A 20,805-nucleotide genomic window follows, 5' to 3' on the forward strand; every position below is an offset into this window, starting at 1 on the left:
TGATTTGCCTTGCGTCGCCATCCACGGCGGGCGAAACCTCTCACATGATCACATCCAACGCTGGCACTTATGGCGTCGGCCTGCAGGTGGTCAAGCAATACGATTACAGCCGCACCTTCAAGGCGCCGATTGATCCCCTGACCGGCGACGCCGTTCATGGCGAGCGCTCGCGACCGATGCAGACATTGATCTGGTATCCGGCGCGGCCAACGGCGCAGAAGCTGGCTTATGGCGACTACGTGCATGCGCGCGTCACCGAACTGCAGTTCGACCTGTCCGAAGAGAGGAAAGCCCAAGCCGTGGCCAAGGGCGAGCAGGCGCTGTCCAATCGTCTCGGCGCGGAGCAGGCTCGCGCCGTCCTGACGTCGCCGATGCGCGCGTCGCTGGATGCGCAGCCTATGTCTGGCCGCTTCCCGTTGGTGATCTATGCGCCCGGCGCTGGCGGTGCGGCCGACGAGAATGCCGATCTGTTCGAACACCTGGCCAGCCACGGCTATGTGGTGGTCGCCAGCACCAGCCTGGGCACGCACGCCAAGGGCATCGACTACGCGATGGCCGACGTCGAAACGCAGGTGCGCGACATCCAGTTCCTGCTCGGCCATGCGCTGTCCCTGCCGCAGGTGGATGCCCGGCATATCGCCGTGATTGGCTGGAGCTGGGGCGGCATGAGCAATGCCTTTGCCGCATCGCGCGATGACCGCATCTCGGCGTTGGTCAGTTTCGATGGCACGCGCGAGCCGGCCTTCACCAGGCTCATTCCCACGCAGAACCTGACGGTCCCGTGGCTGTACATCTCGCGCACCCCCGACACTATTCCGCAAATCAACAAGTCCGAAATCGACACGACCTTCAGCCTGTTGAACGAGGCGAGATACGCCGATGTCCACCAGCTGACCATGTATCCGATGACCCACGTGGATTTTGTTTCCCGCCATCTGCGCGAATCGGCTGAGGCGGATTTCGGCGAGTATTCGCGCGCTGAAGTGGCGCAGGCGTACAACATCGTGGCTGATTACGTGCGCCACTTCCTCGATGCCACTCTCAAGAACGACGACAAGGGCGCCGCTTTCATACGCCGTATGCCGCGCGAGAACGGCGTGCCGCCGCATGTCATGCGGGTCGATGCCCGGCAGGCAGAAGACCTGCCGCCCTCACAGGCCTCGATGGCCGCCGAACTGCGCCAGCGTGGCTTTGCCCACATCGGTGAGGCGTATCAGCAGGCGCGCAAGCGCGACGAGGCCTTCGAGTTGTCCGAGCGCGACTTGAAGCGCTGGGGATACGGACTGCTGGATGAAGGACGCACACAGGATGCCGTCGAAGTGCTGAAGCTGTGGGCCACCTTGTGTCCCGGCAACTGGGATGCCGCCGACAGCCTGGCCGAGGGGTATCAGGCGGCGGGGAACAAGGCGCTTGCGATCAGGAATTTCCGGCGGTCGCTCGAGCTGAATCCCGACAACCGCAATGCGGTGAAGCAGCTCGAGGTGCTGGCGGCAGATTCCAGGTAGCCTGCAGGGCGACCAGGAACAGGGTCGGTCCGTGTCAGGTACTTTCGTCGTCCTCTGGCTCCCGCCACCAGACACCACCTTCCTGCAGCTCGGGTGCCTGGACCTCGCGCGTCTCTATACCAGCCCATTGTCGTCCTGGTGCAGCTGCCGACCAGTTCTTCAGCAACGTTTCCACTGAAAGGCGACTTTGTGCGGCAATACCCAAGTTGCGGTCAGGTTGCCAGGCGCCTTTTTCCGGCTCGCGATGACGATGCGCAACGCCATAGCTGCAGCGCAGGCAATAGTTGACCAGGCTTCGTGTCCAATCTTCGGCGTAGCCAATTCCAGGAAGCGTGGCATCAAGTAGCGACCGCAGGTCGGCCGGCTCGTCGCAACTGACAAATACGACAAACGTCTGGAACTCGGATTGCTGCATCCGCGCTAGTTCGTTGAAAACGGGCGTATCGCGTCCGTCAGCATTCAATCGCGTGCCTGTGGAGGCACCATCATGCAGGACGATGTCACCAAAACGGTGACCCGATTCTGGGGTGGGGACGTTGAGCACACGTGCCCGTACGGGGTCGATGCGGCGCACCCACACGGTCTCACCCGCGTGCCACGGGTTGAGTCGAACCACGGCAACGCCGAAGTCATCCTCGATGGGCCCCGAGCCTGCGTCGATGCCGATGCCCAACGCCGTCCAGAGTCTGCGAGCCACATCCCATTGACCCAGAGCAGTGGCGGCGATGGCCGCATTCCAGTGCTCGGCTTCATCCACCTCATTGTTCAACTCGATGGCCCGCTGGTTGTGGTGCAGGGATGTGGGCCAATCAAGCAGGTACTTATGGACCAGGCCGCGCATGTAGTGGGTGCTGATGGAGTCCGGCCTGTGCAGCAGCAGAGATTCAAACAGAAGCGAAGCTTCGTTCAAGGCACCACGGTCGAAGGCGTCGTGAGCCTGGACTTTGACGGAGTCGAGGTCCAAATGTCTGGGAATGGTCATGGCAGCGAAGGTACACCAAAGTCCTCGCCGGCATTCCTTGACCGCATACGGACACCTGGGATGCGGCTTGCGACGCTGGCACCAGCCCCAAGACCCGCCTATAGTCGCCACGGGGAAACACCAAAGGGAACGCGGCGGCTGGCGCAGGCCATTCGTCGCGGCGGATGGGCGTCTTGGGGACACTTCATGGAACGACACCTGGCCAGGATGCTGGCAATGCTGGGGCTGCCGCTCGCGCTGACGGGCTGCGCCAACCTCCAACGCAACGTGGCGATGCACGATCTGGCGAATGCGCCCGGCGGCTTTGTCGTCGATGGCACGGGGCCGGATGACTATCCCGCCTTCCTGGCGGGCGAGGGCCTGATCAGCAGTTGCCGCTACGCCGTGCATCACTTGGGACGCGAGGAGTACCAGCCCACCAAGGCACGCATGTTCGAGGCCTTGCTGGCGCGCAAGTTGCCGGAGGCCGTGGATCATCGCGTAACACTGGAGCGCTTCGACGTTTATCACAACGGCCATGCGCGGGTGAAACTGGTGGTCAACAATTTCATGGCCATGCAGTACGGCGGTTGGTACTTTCCGCCGCAGCAGGATCCCGCCAACGAACGCGTTCGCCTGCAGGCCAATCCCGAGATACCCAAGCGCGAACCCGACTACATTATTGGTTGCTGGGACAACCAGGAGGGCGGCTACGACCGCCGCGGCGTTGCGCAAGGGCACGACGTGATCGTCACCTGGGTCGGATTCCGCATCGACGACACGCCGTATCTGTTCAAGAGCGACTACCAGTTCGTGGCGAAAACCCGCGCGGACTTGAGCCTGGCCATCGAGCGCGCGATTCGTTCGACCATGCGGCGGATTGCGGCGGAGATCCGGCCGGCGTGGAGCACGCAGCCGGCGAATCTGCAGGTGGTGGCCGTGGAGTCGGCGCCTGCTTCACCGACACCGACACCGATGAGCAGTACGCCGACGGTGACGCCGACGGCACCCGTCACGCCGAATCCCTCGCAGCCGAAACGCGCCACGTCGGCGCCGACGACCGAGGCCAAGCCCTGGTCGGGTGGAAAGTGGAAGGGTTGGTAGAGTCGCAGAGAGATTGCGGGGCAAAAAAGTCGGCGCACTGATCTTAGCTAGCGCCCGGCTTCCGCCAGCGTGGGTAGTGTCGAAAGGTCTCTGAAGATTTCAGCGACCCGCTGGAAAACGTCGCTCAAGCCAATGTCATGATCCAGGATAACCCAACGCCGGGTTGCTTCGCCGTGCTTCAGAAACTGCGGGTTGTACTCGGAGAGGAGGTCTCGCAGGTGTTCGGCTTCTGACTCAGAGCGTGCATAGTGCGAGTTCCAGACCAAGACAATTCTGAAGCGAGATCTCTCCTTGTCGGTGTACGTGATTCTGAGATAGACCGGCCACCAGTCACCATTGAAATAGCGGTCCCACCCAGTTGGACAGATTTCAATCCACCCTCGTCCATGGTCCAGCAAATCGCTGCGCAGGCCCGGAAGCCTCGTCAGCAATGTCGAAACGACCGACGCCATGCCCTGCGTTTCGCGGAGTAAGCTTTCAAGCGAGCGATTCTGAAGCATGAAGAGCAGCTCAACGGTCGGCTTAGTGCTGCCAAGCCATTCTGCTTCGATTCTCCTGATAGACATCGCCAGCAGGTAATCGATGGCCTTGCGGTGGTCGTGGTGTAGCCCGGAGGCAATCTCAATGGCCTTCTTCTCCTGCGGGCTTTCCCAGTCGGTTTGCCTGTTGCAGTAGCTCACCACCAGTCGAGCGGCCGTGTTTCCGCGCTCCATGTGCATGATTGCGCGATTTGCGGATACCTTGAGCCAGTCGTAACCGAGGTGCAGCCAGGACCGGGCGGCAGGCAATTCCCGATCGTCGTCGTCAAGCAGGTATCTATCCAGCGCGATGAATGCGCAATCGTATCCACGAAGATTGGCATTGCCCTGGGTGATATCCTCAAAATTCTTCTTATATGTATCGAGCTGCTGGCTTGAGTGGTGCATACCCGCCTTGTTCTCGATCAACAGTACGAACTTGTTTTGCGGGTCGATAACAAAAAGGTCGACGCGCTCCTTCGCCTTCATTCCTAGCTCCCGGGCGACAAAGGCCGAACCAAAACTCGTCGTTCGAATCCGGGATGCACTCCACTCGGCGAAGAATCGCGATGTCATGCCTCTTCTATCCAATGAGTCGGATGTGCGGGAACTTATGGTTGCAGCAATCAGAAGATCGCGAAGGATTTGATCGCCCTGCCCATGCCCTTCGCGCGGGTCGAGTAGCCAAGCCAGAATATCGGAATGCTGATTCTCGGAGAGGCCAATGACGTCGAGTACCTCGTCACCCGTGCGCAGTAGTTCGCAGAGTTCTACTACTCGAGAGTCCGTGTAAAAGGCTTCCAGGGCGTCCCGCGTGAACTTATCCATGTCTGTGCTCTCGAGAAGGTTATAGTCAGCCGAAAATCCTGATTGGTCGCGAAGTGGAAAGAAATTCGTCCGAACGTGCGCTGCAGTAGCGGGTCTCACGATGCTCTAGCAGCCAGTGCGCTGATGGCACGGGCAAGCACCTGCGCAGGGTGGCCATCGACTTCGACGCTGAGCACATCGGCTTCGCCATCGGGCAATTGCAGGGCCTCGTACTGACTGGCGAGCAGATTGGCCGGCATGAAATGTCCGCTGCGTTGCTTCAACCGTGCGGCGACCTGCTCCGGTGCCGCATGCAGGAAAATGAAGCGCATCGGCACCCCGCTATCACGCACCGTTTGCCGATGCGCGGCGCGCAGGCCGGAGAAGGCGAGGACTGAGGAGCGGCCTTGGCGTTCGCTGTCCTGCAGCGCTTTGGCCAATGTGGCGACCCATGGCTCGCGTTGCGCGTCCGTCAGCGGAATGCCTGAGGCCATCTGCGCTTTGGCTTCGATGCTGTGGAAGTCGTCGGCATCGAGGAAATCGTAGCCGTAGTGGTCGGCCAGCCCTCTGGCGACCGTGGTTTTGCCGCTGCCGGAGACGCCGAGGATGATTAGGGCTGGCATGGAATTTCCGGTTGGGTGCCGGGGTGGGATGTCTTCGTTTCCAACGTCGGTGCCGTCATCATTCCGGCTTCGATGGCCCCATCCCAGCGTGTACTCGCCACATCCATGTGGCTCGCCCTTCGGGCGGCTTCGCCGTACACATCGGCATTCCTGCCGATGTGTCCCCCGCAGGCGGGGGAAGGAGCGTTCGGCGGAGCGTTGCCGGCTCAGGTCCAGCTCAACACCACCTTGCCGGCCTTACCCGCTTCCATCAGGTCGAAACCCTTCTGGAAGTCGTCGATTGGCAGCTGGTGGGTCAGCACCTTGCCGAGCGGGAAGCCGGACAGCACCAGCTGGGTCATCTTGTACCAGGTCTCGTACATCTTGCGGCCGTAGATGCCCTGCACGGTCAGGCCCTTGAAGATGATGCGATCCCAGTCGACCCCGGCGCCCTTGGGCAGGATGCCGAGCAACGCGATCTTGCCGCCGTGGTACATGCAGTCGAGCATGTCGTTGAAGGCGCGCGGGTTGCCGCTCATTTCCAGGCCCACGTCGAAGCCTTCCATGTGCAGGTCGGCCATCACGTCCTTGAGCGAGGTGTTGGACACGTTGACGACGCGGGTGGCGCCCATGTCGGCGGCGAGCTTGAGGCGGAAGTCGTTGACGTCGGTCACCACCACGTTGCGTGCGCCGATGTGCTTGCAGATGCCGGCGGCAATGATGCCGATGGGGCCGGCGCCGGTGATCAGCACGTCTTCGCCGACCACGTCGAACTCCAGCGCGCAGTGCGCGGCGTTGCCGTAGGGATCGAAGAAGGCGGCCAGTTCGCTCGGAATCTGATCCGGAATCGGCCACAGATTGCTGGCCGGCATCACCATGTACTCGGCGAACGCGCCATTGCGGTTCACGCCGATGCCGACGGTGTTGGGGCACAGGTGCGGGCGGCCGCCGCGGCAGTTGCGGCAATGGCCGCAGACGATATGGCCTTCGGCCGAGACGCGCTGGCCGACGGTGTAGCCGGTGACCGCCGAACCGAGCGCGGCAATGCGGCCGACGAACTCGTGGCCGATGGTCAGGCCCGGCTTGATGGTGCGCTGGCTCCATTCGTCCCACAGGTAGATGTGCAGGTCGGTACCGCAGATGGCGGTCTTTTCCAGCTTGATCAGCACCTCGTTCGGGCCCGGCTGCGGCACCGGCACCTCTTCCAGCCAGATGCCCTTGCCGGCTTCGCGCTTGACCAGCGCCTTCATCGTTTGCGTCATGGGACTGTGTTCCGGAGCGCTGGATTGAGGGCGCGGATTATACGCTGCCGCCCCCGGACGTATGGTCCGGCATAGGCCAGAAGTCATGGGCGGGCCGGGCATCCCCGGCCGGTACAATCGCCGATTCTTTATTTTTGACGGGGATAGCTCCTATGCGATTGAACCTGCTTGCCGCCTCGCTCGCCGTGGCCTGTCTTGCGCCGGCCAGCCTTGCCATTGCCGGAGAAGGCATGTGGGTCCCGCAACAGCTGCCTGAAATCGCCGGCCCGCTGCAGAAAGCCGGGCTGAAGCTGACCGCCGAACAGCTGGCCGATCTGACCGGCGACCCGATGGGCGCCGTGGTCGCGCTGGGCGGCTGCACCGCCAGCTTCGTTTCGCCGCAGGGCCTGGTGGTCACCAACCACCATTGCGCCTACGGCGCCATCCAGCTCAACTCCACCGCCGAGAAGAACCTGATCAAGGACGGCTTCAACCCGGCCACGATCGCCGATGAAGTCAGCGCCGGCCCGACCGCGCGCATCTATGTGCTGGACGACATCAAGGACGTCACCAGCGAAGCGCGCGCCGCCATTGCCGGTGCCAAGGACGCGCTGGGTCGCGCCAAGGCGCTGGATGCGTTCGAGAAGAAGCTGGTGGCCGAGTGCGAAGCCGAACCCGGCTTCCGCTGCCGCTTCTACAGCTTCTCCGGTGGCAACACCTATCGCCTGTTCAAGAACCTGGAAATCAAGGACGTGCGCCTGGCGTACGCGCCTCCGGGCAGCGTCGGCAAGTTCGGCGGCGACATCGACAACTGGATGTGGCCGCGCCACACCGGCGACTTCTCGTTCTACCGCGCCTACGTGGGCAAGGACGGCAAGCCGGCGGCGTTCTCGAAGGACAACGTTCCTTACCAGCCCAAGCATTGGCTTAAGTTCGCCGACCAGGAACTGGGCGCCGGTGATTTCGTGATGGTGGCCGGTTACCCGGGTTCGACCAACCGTTACGCACTGGCCAGCGAATTCGACAACACCGCAGCCTGGACCTATCCCACCGTCGCGCGCCATTACGAAGCGCTGATCGATCTGGTGCAGAAGGCCGGCAAGAGCAACCCGGACATCGCGGTGAAGTACGCCAGCGTGATGGCCGGCTGGAACAACACCAGCAAGAACTACGAAGGCCAGCTGGAAGGCTTCAAGCGCATCGACGCTGCTGGCCAGAAGCACGCCGAAGAAGCCGCCGTGCTCAAGTGGCTGAAGGGCCAGGGCAGCAAGGGCAAGGCCGCGCTCGACGCGCACGCCAAGCTGATTGCACTGGGCGAGCAGGCCAAGGCCACGCGTGACCGCGATCTGATCTTCCGCCAGTTCAGCATGAGCGGTGCGATTGGCGCGGCGACTTCGATGTATCGCCTGTCGATTGAAAACGAAAAGCCCAACGCCGAGCGCGAGAGCGGCTACCAGGAACGCGACCTGCCGACCCTGGAAGGCACCATGAAGCAGATGGAACGCCGCTACGTGCCGGCGATGGATCGGCAGCTGCAGGCCTACTGGCTGGGCGAGTACGTCAAGCTGCCGGCAGCGCAGCGCGTCGCCGCGGTGGACACCTGGCTGGGTGGCAACGACAGCGCGGCGATCAACCGCGCCCTGGACAAGCTGGCCGGCACGCAACTGGGCAACACCGAAGAACGCCTGAAGTGGTTGAAGGCTGATCGCAAGGCGTTCGAGGCCAGCAACGATCCGGCCATCCAGTACGCCGTGACGGTGATGCCGACCCTGCTCAAGCTGGAGCAGGAGCGCAAGGTGCGCGAAGGCGAATCGCTGCTCGCGCGTCCGACCTACCTGCAGGCGGTGGCTGATTACAAGAAGAGCCAGGGCGAGTTCGTCTATCCGGACGCCAACCTCTCGCTGCGCATCACCTTCGGCAACGTGATGGGCTACGAGCCCAAGGACGGCGTGAGCTACACCCCGTTCACCACGCTCGAAGGCGTGGTCGCCAAGGAAACCGGCGCCGATCCGTTCGACTCGCCGAAGGCGCTGATCGATGCGGTCAAGGCCAAGCGTTATGGCGGCCTGGAAGACAAGCGCATCGGCTCGGTGCCGGTGAACTACCTGTCGGATCTGGACATCACCGGCGGCAACTCCGGCTCGCCGGTGCTCGACGCACACGGCAAGCTGGTCGGCCTGGCGTTCGACGGCAACTGGGAATCGGTGAGCTCCAACTGGGTGTTCGATCCCAAGATGACCCGCATGATCGCCGTCGACGGCCGTTACCTGCGCTGGATCATGCAAGAGGTGTATCCGAGCCCGCGTTTGCTGGAAGAGTTGAACGTTTCCAAGAAGTAAGCGCTGCACGCAATCCGCTGCTCAACAACGGCCCCTCTGCGAAGGGGCCGTTGTCGTTTCGGCGGTAGCCAAATGGTCTGCCCCTTACCAACGGGCTGGGGCGATGCCAGAGCCAACCCGCTACAATCCGCTCCCACCCCCCGCACAGACCCCCGCATGCGCATCCTGCTTGCCCGCCACGGCGAAACCCCGTGGAACGCCGAAGGCCGCTACCAGGGCCAGATCGACATTCCGCTGTCACCGGTAGGCGAGGCACAGGCCAAGGCGCTGGGCGAGCGGCTACGCGACATCCCGATTACCCGCGCGGTCGCGTCGCCGCTGACCCGCGCCGCCACCACCGCGCGCTTTGCGCTGGGTGAGTCGCGCGCCGACATGCTGGAACTCGACCCCGAACTGCAGGAAATCGCCCACGGCGAGTGGGAAGGCCTGCTGGCGAGCGAAATCCTCGACAAGGACCCGGCCCGCCTGCAAGCTTGGCGCGAAGAACCCGACACCGTGCTGATGCCCGGCGGCGAATCGCTGCGGCAGGTGCTGGATCGCTCCTGGCGCGGCCTGGCCCGCGCCGCCGAAGGCCTGGGCGATGGCGACACCTTGCTGGTGGTGGCGCACGACGCCGTCAACCGCGTGATCCTGTGCCGCATCCTCGGCCTGCCCATCAGCAAGCTGTGGACCTTCCGCCAGGCGCCGACCACGCTCAACCTGCTCGAAGGCCCGGACGTGGAGCGTTTGGAAGTGGTGCGCCTGAACGACTGCGCCCACCACACCCCGTTCTTCGGCGAAGCCAAACACCGCGCGCTGTAACCGGCTTTCGCTGCTTCCCCTGCAACGCGGGGGAAGGCCGGAATGGGGGCAAAACCCTCGCGCTGATCCAAGCGCTTGCAGGATTGATGAATCGAAGGGGAGTTCGATGAAGCGGCATCCAAGACTGCGCCTGTTGGCGATGTGGTTGAGCCTGTGCGCCAGCGTATCCGCTCATGCCGGCAGCGCGGCCGACTTGCCCATCCAGCCTCCGCACTATCCCGCCGAGCTGGCCAAATCCGGCGCCGAAGGCACCACCATCCTGCTGCTGACCACCGACACCGAAGGCAAGGTCGTCGCGGTGGAAGTGGAAACATCCTCCGGCTACGAAGCCCTCGATCAAGCCGCCACCGATGCGGCGTTGCTGTGGCGATTCAATCCCGCCGGCAACGGCCAGACGATGCCGCGCATCCGCGTCCCCGTCGAATTCCGCATCCCGACGCCGTCCGAATCCGACGACATGGCAGCGGCCACCGACACGCCCAGCCTGGAAGAACATCGTCACTGGCAGCAACTCTGGCAGCAGATGCAGGTGGCGCCCGTGGCCACGGCGCGCGACGGCAGTCTGCCCGGCTATCTCACCGATCCCTTGCCGCTGCCGGCCGAGAGCGCCGAGGCCATCGTGCAACTGCTCAATGAGAAGGCGACCCGACAACCCGAAAGCGAAGACGGCGTCATCCGCTACGAATGGTCCGAGGGTCCGCTCATCAGCTTCTACGAGGTATTCGACGCCGGCTGGTCCAACAACCTGACCGTGCTGCGCTCGCGCCTGGTCACCGACGGCCAGCACGCCTTCTGGATGCAGCGCTATCAGTGCGACGCACCCGACCCGGCCGAGTGCACGCGCTTTGAAGCGCGCCTGCGCAAGGCGCCGCGCCAACGCGGCCTGGATCCACCTCTGCCTCCGCCGCCACCGCCGCCACCCGCGCCGCCGCCTGCGTAAGCCGGGCTTTCGCGGCAGGCGTCCCGCGTTCTACGATCCTGCCATGAGCGACACCCTCACCACTCTCGACGACTGGCTCGAATACATCGAACGCCAGCATCCGCGCAGCATCGCGCTGGGCCTGGATCGCGTGCGCGCGGTGGCCACCGCGATGGGCCTGGGCAAGCCGGCCGCGCAGGTCATCACCATTGGCGGCACCAACGGCAAGGGCTCGACCGTGGCCTTTGTCGAAGCTATCGCGCGCGCGGCGGGCTGGCGCGTGGGCGCCTACACCTCGCCACATCTGCTGCATTACAACGAGCGCGTGCGCATTGATGGCGATGAAGCCAGCGACGCGCAGCTGATCCAGGCGTTCGTCGAAGTGGAAGCCGCACGGGGCGAAACCGCGCTGACCTATTTCGAGTACGGCACCCTGGCCGCTTTGTGGCTGTTCGAGCAGGCGCAGCTGGATCTGGCGGTGCTGGAAGTGGGCCTGGGCGGTCGCCTCGACGCGGTGAACCTGGTGGACGCGGACGTGGCGGTGATCACCACCGTCGATATCGATCACACCGACTGGCTGGGCCCGGATCGCGAGAGCATTGGCGCGGAAAAGGCGGGCATCGCCCGTGCCTGGAAGCCGCTGGTGCTGGGCGAAATCGATTCGCCCTCCACCGTGCTACGCCACGCCTACGCCATCGGCGCCAATGCACTGCGGCTGGGCAGCGATTTTTTCCAGGAAGCCATCGACGAGCAGACTTGGCGCTGGCGCGAGGTGGGCGCCGAACTGGAACTGCCGCATCCGCCGCTGGCGGGCGCCATTCAACGCAACAATGCCGCCGCCGCCATCGCCGCGCTGCGGGCGCTCGGCACGCCGCCGCCGGATGCCGCGTTCGCGGCAGGCATTGCCGCCGCGCGCTTGCCGGGCCGGCTGCAGCCGCTGCAACGTGATGGCGTGGAGTTCGTGATCGATGTGGGCCACAACCCGCAGGCCGCGCGCGAACTGGCGGCCTGGCTGCGCGCGCAGCCCGCGCGCACCACGCAATTGGTGTATGCGGCGCTGGCTGACAAGGACGCCCAGAGCGTGGTGGCGGCGTTCGACGATCTGGACGTGCGCTGGCATCTGGCCGGGCTGGAGCCGGGCGCGGCGCGTGGTCAGACCGTGCAGGCGCTGGCCGGTCGATTGGCGAAGACCCGCGCCGCAGATGCCGGCACGCATGACGACGTGGCCACTGCACTGGATGCCGCGCAGATCGCGGCGGGCGAGGGTGGTCGCGTGCTGGTGTTCGGCTCCTTCCACACCGTTGCCGAGGCCTTGCGCCACCTGCGTTCATCGGATTGACGGGCCGCGCGCGAACAGCGCCGTATAATCGCCGGGCATCTTCCCCCGGCGAGGTACGTGGCATCCGATGGATACGGCTCTGAAGCAGCGTCTGATCGGCGCAGTCGTTCTGGTGGCGCTGGCCGTCATCTTCCTGCCGATGCTGGTCAAGGGTCCGGCCCCTGACAGCGGCGTCTCCGATATCCCGCTCAAGGTGCCCGATGCACCCGATGGCCAGTTCGAAACCCGCGAACTGCCGCTGGTGACGCCGGGTGACGCGCCTGCGGGCGGTGCGGTCGGCCTGCCGGCCAACACCGCGCCCAATCCCGATGCCGCGGCGCTGGCCAATCCGGCCGACGCCGGCGCCATGCCCGCCACCGCCGCGGCCGGCAATTACGCGGTCAGCTTTGGCGCCTACGCCAGCCCGGCCGATGCCGCTGCCGTGGTCGCGCGCCTGAAGCAGGCCAAGCTGCCCGGTTACAGCGAAACCGCCACCGTCAATGGCCGCACCGCCTATCGCGTGCGGATTGGTCCGTATGCGGATCAGGCCACGGCCGAGTCGATGCGCCTGGAAGCAGTGAAGGTGCGCAACGACGTCAATGCCAAGGTGGTGGTGCTGGATGCCACCGCTGCCGCCGCGGCGCCGACGCCTTCGGTCGCGCAGGCTGCGCCGGCCAGCGCGGGGGGCGTGATCACCGAAGCGCTGCCGCCGGAGCCCGCCAAACCCAATCCCACTCCCGCGCCTGCGGCCGCGAGCAAGCCGGCCACGGTCCCGGCGACGCCGGCGGCCAAGCCCGCCGAAGCGCCCAAGCCGGTCGCCGCCGCACCCAAGCCTGCCGCGACGAGTCCGAGCGCACCGGCCGCGTCCAGCGTCGGCTTCGCCGTGCAATTGGGCGCCTTTGCCAAGGCCGAAGACGCCAACGCCCTGCGCGACAAGGTGCGCGCGGGTGGCTACAGCGCCTTTGTCGAACAGGTCCGCACCGACAAGGGCACGCTCAACCGCGTTCGGGTCGGCCCGGTGGCCAGCCGCGCCGAGGCCGATACGCTCAAGGCGCAGGTGGCTTCCAAGTTCGGCATCAACGGCATGGTGCGACCGCATCCGTGATGACCTCGCCTGATCCCGGGATGAGGGCTGCCCGATGACCTCCCTGGATCTGGTGCTGGCCGGCGTCATCCTGGCGTCGGCGCTGTTTGGCCTGTTCCGCGGTTTCATCAGCGCGCTGGCCTCGCTGCTGGCCTGGGTGCTGGCGGGCTGGGCCGCATTCCACTACGGCGCGGCCGTGGCGGTGTTGCTGGCCGAGGGCGGCACGCCGGAAGCCACCGAGCTGTTTGGCGGTTACGCGCTGTGCTTCATCGCGGTGATGATCGTGGTGGGCCTGATTGGCTGGGCGGTCAGATTGCTGGTGAAGGCGATCGGCCTGTCCAGCCTGGATCGCCTGCTGGGCCTGGCGCTGGGCGCGATTCGCGGCGTTTTCATCGCGGTGGTGATGGTGCTGCTGATGGCCTTCACCGCCTTGCCGCGCGGCCCCGGCTGGCAGCAGGCGCAACTGCTGCCCCACCTGATTCCCGCTGCGCAATGGCTGAGCCGTTGGTTACCGGAATGGACTGTGCAGGAATTGGATTTTGGCAATGGCCCGCTGGCGGGCGATAATGACGGCCTTCTCGCCTTACCCCCGCCGCTGGACGACCCCGGCGCGCCGCCCGCGCCCGAAACCCCGCCAGCGTCGAACTGAACTCGAACCGGAGTACGCCCCATGTGCGGAATCGTCGGCATCGTCGGCAACCAGAATGTTGCCGGCCAGCTCTATGACGGGCTGACCGTCCTGCAACACCGTGGGCAGGACGCCGCCGGCATCGCCACCGCCGATGGCACGCGCCTGCGCGTGCACAAGGACAACGGACTGGTGCGCGACGTGTTCAATCCCAAGGCGATGAGCGTGCTGGAAGGCCGCGTGGGCATCGCCCATTGCCGCTATCCCACCGCCGGCTCCGAAGGCATGGACGAGGCGCAGCCGTTCTACGTCAACTCGCCCTACGGCATCGCGCTGGCGCACAACGGCAACCTGATCAACACCGACGCCCTGCGCCAGGAAGTGTTCGCGCAGGATCGCCGCAACATCAACACCGAATCCGACAGCGAAGTGCTGCTGAACGTGTTCGCCCACGAGCTGGACCTGCAGCGCACGCTCACCCCGGAAGCCGCCATCCGCGCGGTGGCCGGCGTGCATCGCCGGGTCAAGGGCGGCTATGCGGTGGTGTCGGTGGTGCTGGGCCTGGGCCTGGTGGCGTTCCGCGACCCCAACGGCATCCGTCCGCTCGTGCTGGGCAAGCGCGATCACAACGAAGGCATCGAGTACATCGTCGCCTCCGAATCGGCCGCGCTGGACATTCTCGGCTTTTCCCGCGTGCGCGACGTGCAGCCCGGCGAAGCGCTGGTGATCACCGCGCGCGGCGAGCTGTTCTCCGAAATCGTCGCCGAGCAGCAGCAACATGCGCCGTGCATTTTCGAGTACGTGTACTTCGCGCGTCCGGACTCGATGATCGACAACGTCTCCGTGCACAAGGCGCGCATGCGCATGGGCGTGAAGCTGGGCGAGAAAATCCTGCGCCTGCGTCCGGATCACGACATCGACACGATCATCCCGATTCCGGACACCTCGCGCGACGCCGCGCTGGAAATCTCCAACGTGCTGGGCGTGAAGTACCGCGAAGGTTTCATCAAGAACCGCTACGTCGGCCGCACCTTCATCATGCCCGGCCAGACCGAGCGGGTGAAATCGGTGCGCCGCAAGCTCAACCCGATCCACCTGGAGTTCCGCAACCGCGTGGTGTTGCTGGTGGACGATTCGATCGTGCGCGGCACCACCTCGCAGCAGATCGTGCAGATGGCGCGCGACGCCGGCGCCCGCAAGGTCTACCTGGCCTCGGCCGCGCCGCCGGTGCGCTTCCCCAACATCTACGGCATCGACATGCCGGCGGTGGACGAACTGGTCGCGCATGACCGCAGCATCGAAGACATCGAGAAGCTGCTGGGCTGCGACTGGCTGGTCTACCAGGATCTGGAAGATCTGGAAGTGGCGGTGCGCGAAGGCAATCCGCAACTCAGTCACTTCGATTCGTCTTGTTTCAATGGCGAGTACGTGACCGGCATCGACCCGGATTACTTCGAGCGGATCAAGCAGAGCCGTTCGGACGAAGCCAAGCGCAAGCGCCGGGTCTCCTGACGCGCCAGACGGCGTGGCGCACGCATGTCTGACGTAGCGGCCACTCCGTCGTTGTTCGACGCCGCCCGCGCCTGCCTGGACGCGGCGCGCGTGGAAGACAAGGTGGCGTTGACGCAGCACTTCGCCGCTGAATTCGCCGCAGGTCGCCTGGCAGCGCCGGAGACTTGCAGCGAGCCCGAAGCGATCCGCATGCCGGGTCGTCCACCGAAACCCATGCTCGTACATCCACGCGAGTTGCCGCGGCGCGGCCTGGGCAGCGTGGTGGGGCGCGCGGCGTTCATCCACGCCATTGCGCATATCGAACTCAACGCCATCGACCTGGCCTGGGATGCGGTGTATCGCTTTCGCGGCTTGCCCGGCGATTTCTATGCCGACTGGGTTGGCGTGGCGCTGGATGAATCGCGCCACTTTGTTCTGCTGCGCGAGCGCCTGCAGGCGCTGGGCCACGACTACGGCGACTTCGATGCGCACAACGGTCTGTGGGAAATGACCGAAAAGACCGCGCATGACGGCCTGGCGCGGATGGCGCTGGTGCCGCGCGTGCTGGAAGCACGCGGACTGGATGTCACCCCCGGCATGATCCTCAAACTGCGCGAGCTGGGCGACGACGCCACGGCCGACATCCTGGTGATCATCCTGCGCGAAGAAGTGGCGCATGTCGCGGCGGGTTCGCGCTGGTTCCGCTGGTACTGCGAACGCGCCGGCGTGGAGCCGCGCCAACGCTTCCGCGAGCTGCTGAAGGAGTACGCCGGCGGCTATCTGCACGGTCCGTTCAATGTCGAAGCGCGGCTGCTCGCCGGCTTCGACGAGGACGAACTGGCCTCTCTGCAGGCCGCTGCCGGCTGAAGAAAAACAGGGGTCAGAGTACGATTTCTCGATTTCTCGAAATCGTACTCTGACCCCTGTTTTCGCGCGCCCCTACAACGCTTCCAGCTGCATGCCCTGCGGATCCACACGCAGCACCGAGCCTTGCTCGTACCAATCACCCAGCACCACGCGACGGCATCCGCGACCCTGCACGCCCAGCTCATGGATGGCGGGTCGGTGGGTGTGGCCCTGGATGATCGTATCGATGCCGAACCGGTTGAAGGTGGCGTCCACGGTCGCCGGCGTCACGTCGGTCACCGTTTCGAACTGCGCACGATCGCTCTGCTTCAAACCCTGCTGTCGCGCGGCGCTGGCGGCGCGCGCCTGGGCGGCGAAGGCCAACCGCGCGGTCAGCGGCTGCGAAAGGAACTGCTGCTGCCAGGCCGGGTCGCGCGTCTGCGCGCGGAAGGCCTGATACGCCGTGTCATCGGTGCACAGCAGGTCGCCATGCATCAGTAACGTTGGCTTGCCGTAGAGCGAGATCACCGCGGGGTCGGGCAGGATGCGCATCCCCGCGCGCCGTGCATAGTCCTGGCCGACCAGGAAATCGCGGTTGCCGCGAATGAAGTACACCGGCACCCCCACGTCGACCAGTTCGCGGATGCGTGCGGCCACATAGGCGCCGGTCTCGGACGGATCGTCATCCCCCACCCAGGCTTCGAACAGGTCACCCAGGATATAGACCGCCTCGGCCTGCGGGCCCTCGCGGTGCATGAACGCGCCGAACAATTCGGTAATGGCCGGGCGCGCATCGTCCAGGTGCAGGTCGGAGATGAAAAGGGTGGTCATGCGCTCATGATAAGCGCCGGAAATGGCGTTGGCGCACGCAGTTACGGGGGGCGCATCGGCCAGCGACAAGGCTTCGGGTTAAAATTCGCGCCTTCAGATGACGAGTCCCCCCATGAGCTGCCGTACCCGTTTCGCCCCCAGTCCCACCGGCTACCTGCATATCGGCGGCGCCCGCACGGCGCTGTACTGCTGGCTGGAAGCCCGTCACCGCGGCGGCGATTTCATCCTGCGCATCGAGGATACGGACCGCGAACGCAGCACCCAGGCGGCGATTGACGCCATCCTGGAAGCGATGGACTGGCTGGGCCTGGACTACGACGAGGGCCCGATTTACCAGACCCGGCGCCTGGACCGCTATCGCGAAGTGGCCGAGCAGCTGCTGGCCGCGGGAAAAGCCTATTACGCCTACGAGAGCAAGGAAGAACTGGACGCCATGCGCGAAGCCGCCATGGCCGCCAAGGAAAAGCCGCGCTACGACGGCCGCGCCCGTGAGCAGGGCCTGGCGTACCGCGACGACCCCAACCGGGTCATCCGCTTCAAGAATCCCGTCGATGGCAGCGTGGTGTTCGATGATCTGATCAAGGGCCGCATCGAGATCAGCAACAGCGAGCTGGATGACATGGTGATCTTCCGTCCCGATGGCTATCCCACCTACAACTTCGCGGTGGTGGTGGACGACATGGACATGGGCATCACCGAAGTGATTCGCGGCGATGACCACATCAACAATACACCGCGCCAGATCAACATCTACGAAGCCCTGGGCGTGGCCGTGCCCAAGTTTGCGCACATGCCGATGATCCTGGACGAGGAGGGCGCCAAGCTGTCCAAGCGCACCGGTGCGGCCGACGTCATGCAGTACAAGGCGGCCGGTTACCTGCCGCACGCGTTGATCAACTACCTGGCGCGACTGGGCTGGTCGCATGGTGACCAGGAAATCTTCAGCCGCCAGGAGCTGATCGATCTGTTCTCGGTCGCCGACGTCAATTCCAAGGCCGCACGCCTGGACATGGCCAAGCTGGGCTGGGTCAACCAGCACTACCTGAAGACCGACGAGCCGGCCGCGATTGCGCCGCATCTGGAATACCAGCTGGGCCTGCTCGGCCTGGACCTGAGCCAGGGCCCGAGCCCCGCCGATGTGGTGGTGGCCATGCGCGATCGCGTGCAGACCCTGAAGGAAATGGCCGAGCGCGCCGTGGTCTGGTACCAACCGCTGGAATACTACGACGAAGCCGCCGTGGCCAAGCACCTGAATGCCGCTGCCGAAGCGCCGCTGGCCAAGGCCCGCGAGCTGCTTGCGCAAACCAATGAGTGGAGCGTGGAAGCCGTTTCGGCCGCCCTGCACGACGCCGCCACGGCGCTGGGCATCGGCATGGGCAAGGTGGCCCAGCCCATGCGCGTGGCCATCACCGGCACCCAGGTCAGCCCGGATATTTCGCAGACGGTGTACCTGGCCGGACGCGAGCAGGCCTTGAAACGCATCGACGCAGCGCTTATCAAGATCACAGGAACCTGAGCCCGGCCCCGCCATGCCTACCCACGCCTGCACCGATCCCAAGCACCATGTCAGCGACGCGCGCGGTTTCGTGCGCGCGGTGGAGCATGCCTGCCAGGAACGCGGCCTGCGGTTGACGCCCATCCGCTCACGCGTGCTGGAACTGATTGCCGACGCCGGCAAACCGGTCAAGGCTTACGAATTGCTGGAATGGGTGCGCGCCACCAAGGGCGTGGGCGCCGATGCGCCGCCCACGGTCTATCGCGCGCTGGATTTCCTGATGGCCAACGGCTTCGTGCACAAGCTGGAGTCGGTCAACGCCTTTGTCGCCTGCCACCATCCGAACAGTGCACAACATTCGGTGCCGTTCCTGATCTGCGATCGCTGCCATAGCGCCGTGGAGCTGGAAGACCGCGAAGTGGTCGAACAACTCGAACAACGCGCCAAGGCGCTGGGCTTCCAACCGCAGGCCCAGACGCTGGAAGTACACGGCCTGTGCGCGCGCTGCGCCGAGACCGCCTGATCGCGCGCCCTGCGCGGTGACCCACACTCAGGCGGTCGCCACTTTCAAGGCAGGCGCCTGTTCGCGGATGGGCAAATTGGCTACGGCCGCCAGCAATGCCAGCGCGATATCCAGATACCACATCAGCGAATAGTTGCCGAAGCGCTCCATCGTCACGCCGCCCAGCCACGCGCCAAAGAAGCCGCCCAACTGGTGCGAGAGCAAGGTCAGGCCGAACAGCGTGCCCATGTAGCGTGGCCCGAACAACTTGCCCACCAGGCCCGCGGTCGGCGGCACGGTTGCCAGCCAAGTAAAGCCCAACGCTGCTGCAAACAGATAGAACGTGATGGGCGAGGGCGGTGACAGCAGGTAGATCACGATCATCACCGCGCGACTGGCGTACATCACTGCCAGGATCCACTTCATCCGGTAACGCTGGCCGAGCGCGCCGGCCACCAGGCTGCCGGCGACGTTGAACAGGCCAATCAGCGCGAGTGATGCGGCCGACACGCTGGGCTCCAGGCCACATAGGGCGATTTCGCCCGGCAAGTGCGTGACCAGAAAGGCGATGTGCACGCCGCAGGTGAAAAAGCCCAGGTGCAGCATCCAGTAACTGCGATCACGCAGGGCGATGCGCAGTTGTTCGCGCAGGGTGATCTCGGCGGGTGCGGCGTGTCCGGCTGTCGCTGCCGTCGCGGCCGCTGCCTTGCGTCGCAGCGGCCACGCCAGGGGAATGGCCGCCAGCGAGCTGATCGCCAGCGTGTACATCGCCGCCGCCCAGCCCGCGGCGCTGATGATCGCCTGCACCAGCGGAGCGAACACGAACTGACCGAGCGACCCGCCTGCATTGATGAAGCCCGCCGCGAACGAGCGCTGCTGCGCCGGCACCTGCTGCGCCGTCGCGCCAATCAGAATCGAGAAGCTGCCGGCACCCGCACCGGCGGCCGTCAGCACGCCCAGGGTGAACATCAAACCCCAGGTGCTCTTCATCCACGGTGTCAGCGCCAGACCAATGCACAGCAACACCGCGCCCAACACCAGCACGCCGGTGGAGCCGCGCTTGTCGGCAATCGCGCCGAAGATCGGCTGCACCGCGCCCCAGGTGAACTGGCCAATGGCCAAGGCAAGACTTATCGCCGCAATGCCGACGCCGGTGCTTTCGTGGATGGGGGCGACAAACAGGCCGGTGGTCTGGCGCGCACCCATGGTGATCATCAAAGTGGCTGCGGCTGCCAGCAGCAGGGGCCAATGTCTGGGAGCGTGTGCCGGTGTGGGGGCGACCGTGGATGCGGGCGAGGGCGAAGTCATGCCGCCTCCTCCTGCGGACGCAGGCAATCGGTCAGCGCCTGCAGTTCGGCGTGCAGGCGGGCGACGGCTTCCGTGCCAAACGCTTGATCAATTTGTTTCTGTGCGCGCTTCCAATGCGGGCGCGCCAGCTGCAGACGCGCGCGACCCGATTCGCTGAGTTGCAGCAGGCGCTGGCGTGCATCTTCGCCACGTACTTCCAGCAGCCAGCCTTCGTCGAGCAGTGGCTTGAGGTTGCGGCTCAAGGTGCTGCGGTCCATGCCCAGGGCATCGGCCAGATCGCCCAGGGCGCGCGGCGCTTCGGAGGTTCGGCGCAGGATCGAATACTCGTTGAGGCTCAAGTCCACCGCTGCCAACTCGCGGTCGTAAATCTGCGAGACCTGACGAGTGGCGCGGCGCAGGTGGAAACAGGTGCAGGGGCTGGATGTCTCGGCCATGTGCCGGCTCCGGGTGCGGGAACCGGATTATAGGTGCATATGCACATAAAACAAGTCCGGCGGTCGGCCGC

The 20,805-nt window shown here is 65.0% G+C and carries 19 protein-coding genes; 12 read left to right on the top strand and 7 right to left on the bottom strand.

The window, feature by feature from the left end:
• Nucleotides 1-44: 44 nt before the first annotated feature.
• The gene (locus tag B5X78_RS13905) at nt 45-1,505 is read left to right on the top strand and encodes an alpha/beta hydrolase family protein (protein WP_079725108.1); all 1,461 of its coding nucleotides are present in this window, start codon (nt 45-47) and stop codon (nt 1,503-1,505) included.
• A gap of 34 nt (nt 1,506-1,539) precedes the next feature.
• Here the strand turns inward: B5X78_RS13905 and B5X78_RS13910 are convergent, their stop codons facing one another.
• Nucleotides 1,540-2,487: a hypothetical protein gene (locus B5X78_RS13910; protein WP_079725109.1), complete on the bottom strand. Its 948-nt coding sequence runs from the start codon at nt 2,485-2,487 to the stop codon at nt 1,540-1,542.
• 186 nt (nt 2,488-2,673) lie between these two features.
• Here B5X78_RS13910 and B5X78_RS13915 point away from each other — a divergent pair, with 186 nt between their 5' ends.
• Nucleotides 2,674-3,570 carry a hypothetical protein gene (locus B5X78_RS13915; RefSeq protein WP_079725110.1) on the top strand — a complete coding sequence of 299 codons (897 nt, stop codon included), beginning with the start codon at nt 2,674-2,676 and terminating at the stop codon, nt 3,568-3,570.
• Nucleotides 3,571-3,617: 47 nt separating this feature from the next.
• On the opposite strand, the gene B5X78_RS13920 is transcribed toward B5X78_RS13915, so the two are convergent.
• The 3 genes from B5X78_RS13920 to tdh form a co-directional block, all read right to left on the bottom strand.
• Nucleotides 3,618-4,916, bottom strand: coding sequence for a PDDEXK-like family protein (locus tag B5X78_RS13920; RefSeq protein ID WP_079725111.1), 1,299 nt, complete (start codon nt 4,914-4,916; stop codon nt 3,618-3,620).
• A gap of 95 nt (nt 4,917-5,011) precedes the next feature.
• Nucleotides 5,012-5,518 carry a gluconokinase gene (locus B5X78_RS13925; RefSeq protein WP_079725112.1) on the bottom strand — a complete coding sequence of 169 codons (507 nt, stop codon included), beginning with the start codon at nt 5,516-5,518 and terminating at the stop codon, nt 5,012-5,014.
• A 206-nt stretch (nt 5,519-5,724) separates the two neighbouring features.
• The gene (tdh, locus tag B5X78_RS13930) at nt 5,725-6,759 is read right to left on the bottom strand and encodes an L-threonine 3-dehydrogenase (protein ID WP_176140873.1); all 1,035 of its coding nucleotides are present in this window, start codon (nt 6,757-6,759) and stop codon (nt 5,725-5,727) included.
• Nucleotides 6,760-6,911: 152 nt separating this feature from the next.
• Here tdh and B5X78_RS13935 point away from each other — a divergent pair, with 152 nt between their 5' ends.
• The 8 genes from B5X78_RS13935 (at nt 6,912) to B5X78_RS13970 (ending at nt 16,185) form a co-directional block, all read left to right on the top strand.
• The gene (locus B5X78_RS13935) at nt 6,912-9,077 is read left to right on the top strand and encodes a S46 family peptidase (protein ID WP_079725114.1); all 2,166 of its coding nucleotides are present in this window, start codon (nt 6,912-6,914) and stop codon (nt 9,075-9,077) included.
• Between the two features lie 156 nt (nt 9,078-9,233).
• Nucleotides 9,234-9,878, top strand: coding sequence for a histidine phosphatase family protein (locus B5X78_RS13940; RefSeq protein ID WP_079725115.1), 645 nt, complete (start codon nt 9,234-9,236; stop codon nt 9,876-9,878).
• A 106-nt stretch (nt 9,879-9,984) separates the two neighbouring features.
• Complete coding sequence (locus B5X78_RS13945) at nt 9,985-10,818, top strand: energy transducer TonB (RefSeq protein WP_079725116.1); 834 nt, start codon at nt 9,985-9,987, stop codon at nt 10,816-10,818.
• Nucleotides 10,819-10,861: 43 nt separating this feature from the next.
• Nucleotides 10,862-12,136 carry a bifunctional tetrahydrofolate synthase/dihydrofolate synthase gene (gene folC, locus B5X78_RS13950; protein WP_079725117.1) on the top strand — a complete coding sequence of 425 codons (1,275 nt, stop codon included), beginning with the start codon at nt 10,862-10,864 and terminating at the stop codon, nt 12,134-12,136.
• A gap of 67 nt (nt 12,137-12,203) precedes the next feature.
• Nucleotides 12,204-13,220 (top strand): SPOR domain-containing protein, encoded by a 1,017-nt coding sequence (locus B5X78_RS13955; protein WP_079725118.1) that lies wholly within the window; start codon nt 12,204-12,206, stop codon nt 13,218-13,220.
• Between the two features lie 34 nt (nt 13,221-13,254).
• Nucleotides 13,255-13,848, top strand: a complete 594-nt coding sequence (locus B5X78_RS13960) for a CvpA family protein (RefSeq protein ID WP_079725119.1) — start codon at nt 13,255-13,257, stop codon at nt 13,846-13,848.
• 21 nt (nt 13,849-13,869) lie between these two features.
• Nucleotides 13,870-15,339 carry an amidophosphoribosyltransferase gene (gene purF / locus B5X78_RS13965; RefSeq protein WP_079725120.1) on the top strand — a complete coding sequence of 490 codons (1,470 nt, stop codon included), beginning with the start codon at nt 13,870-13,872 and terminating at the stop codon, nt 15,337-15,339.
• A gap of 24 nt (nt 15,340-15,363) precedes the next feature.
• The gene (locus B5X78_RS13970) at nt 15,364-16,185 is read left to right on the top strand and encodes a ferritin-like domain-containing protein (protein WP_079725121.1); all 822 of its coding nucleotides are present in this window, start codon (nt 15,364-15,366) and stop codon (nt 16,183-16,185) included.
• A gap of 72 nt (nt 16,186-16,257) precedes the next feature.
• Here the strand turns inward: B5X78_RS13970 and lpxH are convergent, their stop codons facing one another.
• On the bottom strand, nt 16,258-16,995 hold the full coding sequence (gene lpxH / locus B5X78_RS13975) for a UDP-2,3-diacylglucosamine diphosphatase (RefSeq protein WP_079725122.1): 738 nt from the start codon (nt 16,993-16,995) through the stop codon (nt 16,258-16,260).
• A 112-nt stretch (nt 16,996-17,107) separates the two neighbouring features.
• On the opposite strand from lpxH, the gene gltX reads away from it, so the two are divergent.
• Together gltX and B5X78_RS13985 are read left to right on the top strand one after the other, a co-directional pair.
• Nucleotides 17,108-18,511: a glutamate--tRNA ligase gene (gene gltX, locus B5X78_RS13980; protein ID WP_079725123.1), complete on the top strand. Its 1,404-nt coding sequence runs from the start codon at nt 17,108-17,110 to the stop codon at nt 18,509-18,511.
• A gap of 13 nt (nt 18,512-18,524) precedes the next feature.
• Nucleotides 18,525-19,013: a Fur family transcriptional regulator gene (locus B5X78_RS13985; RefSeq protein WP_079725124.1), complete on the top strand. Its 489-nt coding sequence runs from the start codon at nt 18,525-18,527 to the stop codon at nt 19,011-19,013.
• Between the two features lie 27 nt (nt 19,014-19,040).
• Here the strand turns inward: B5X78_RS13985 and B5X78_RS13990 are convergent, their stop codons facing one another.
• Both B5X78_RS13990 and B5X78_RS13995 read right to left on the bottom strand, forming a co-directional pair.
• Nucleotides 19,041-20,300 (bottom strand): MFS transporter, encoded by a 1,260-nt coding sequence (locus B5X78_RS13990; RefSeq protein WP_079725125.1) that lies wholly within the window; start codon nt 20,298-20,300, stop codon nt 19,041-19,043.
• Nucleotides 20,297-20,734 (bottom strand): MarR family winged helix-turn-helix transcriptional regulator, encoded by a 438-nt coding sequence (locus B5X78_RS13995; RefSeq protein ID WP_079725126.1) that lies wholly within the window; start codon nt 20,732-20,734, stop codon nt 20,297-20,299. Before B5X78_RS13995 ends, B5X78_RS13990 begins: the two co-directional genes overlap by 4 nt.
• Between the last annotated feature and the right edge of the window lie 71 nt (nt 20,735-20,805).

The sequence above is a fragment of the Pseudoxanthomonas indica genome, from assembly GCF_900167565.1.
In the GTDB taxonomy this organism is placed as follows: Bacteria; Pseudomonadota; Gammaproteobacteria; order Xanthomonadales; family Xanthomonadaceae; genus Pseudoxanthomonas_A; species Pseudoxanthomonas_A indica.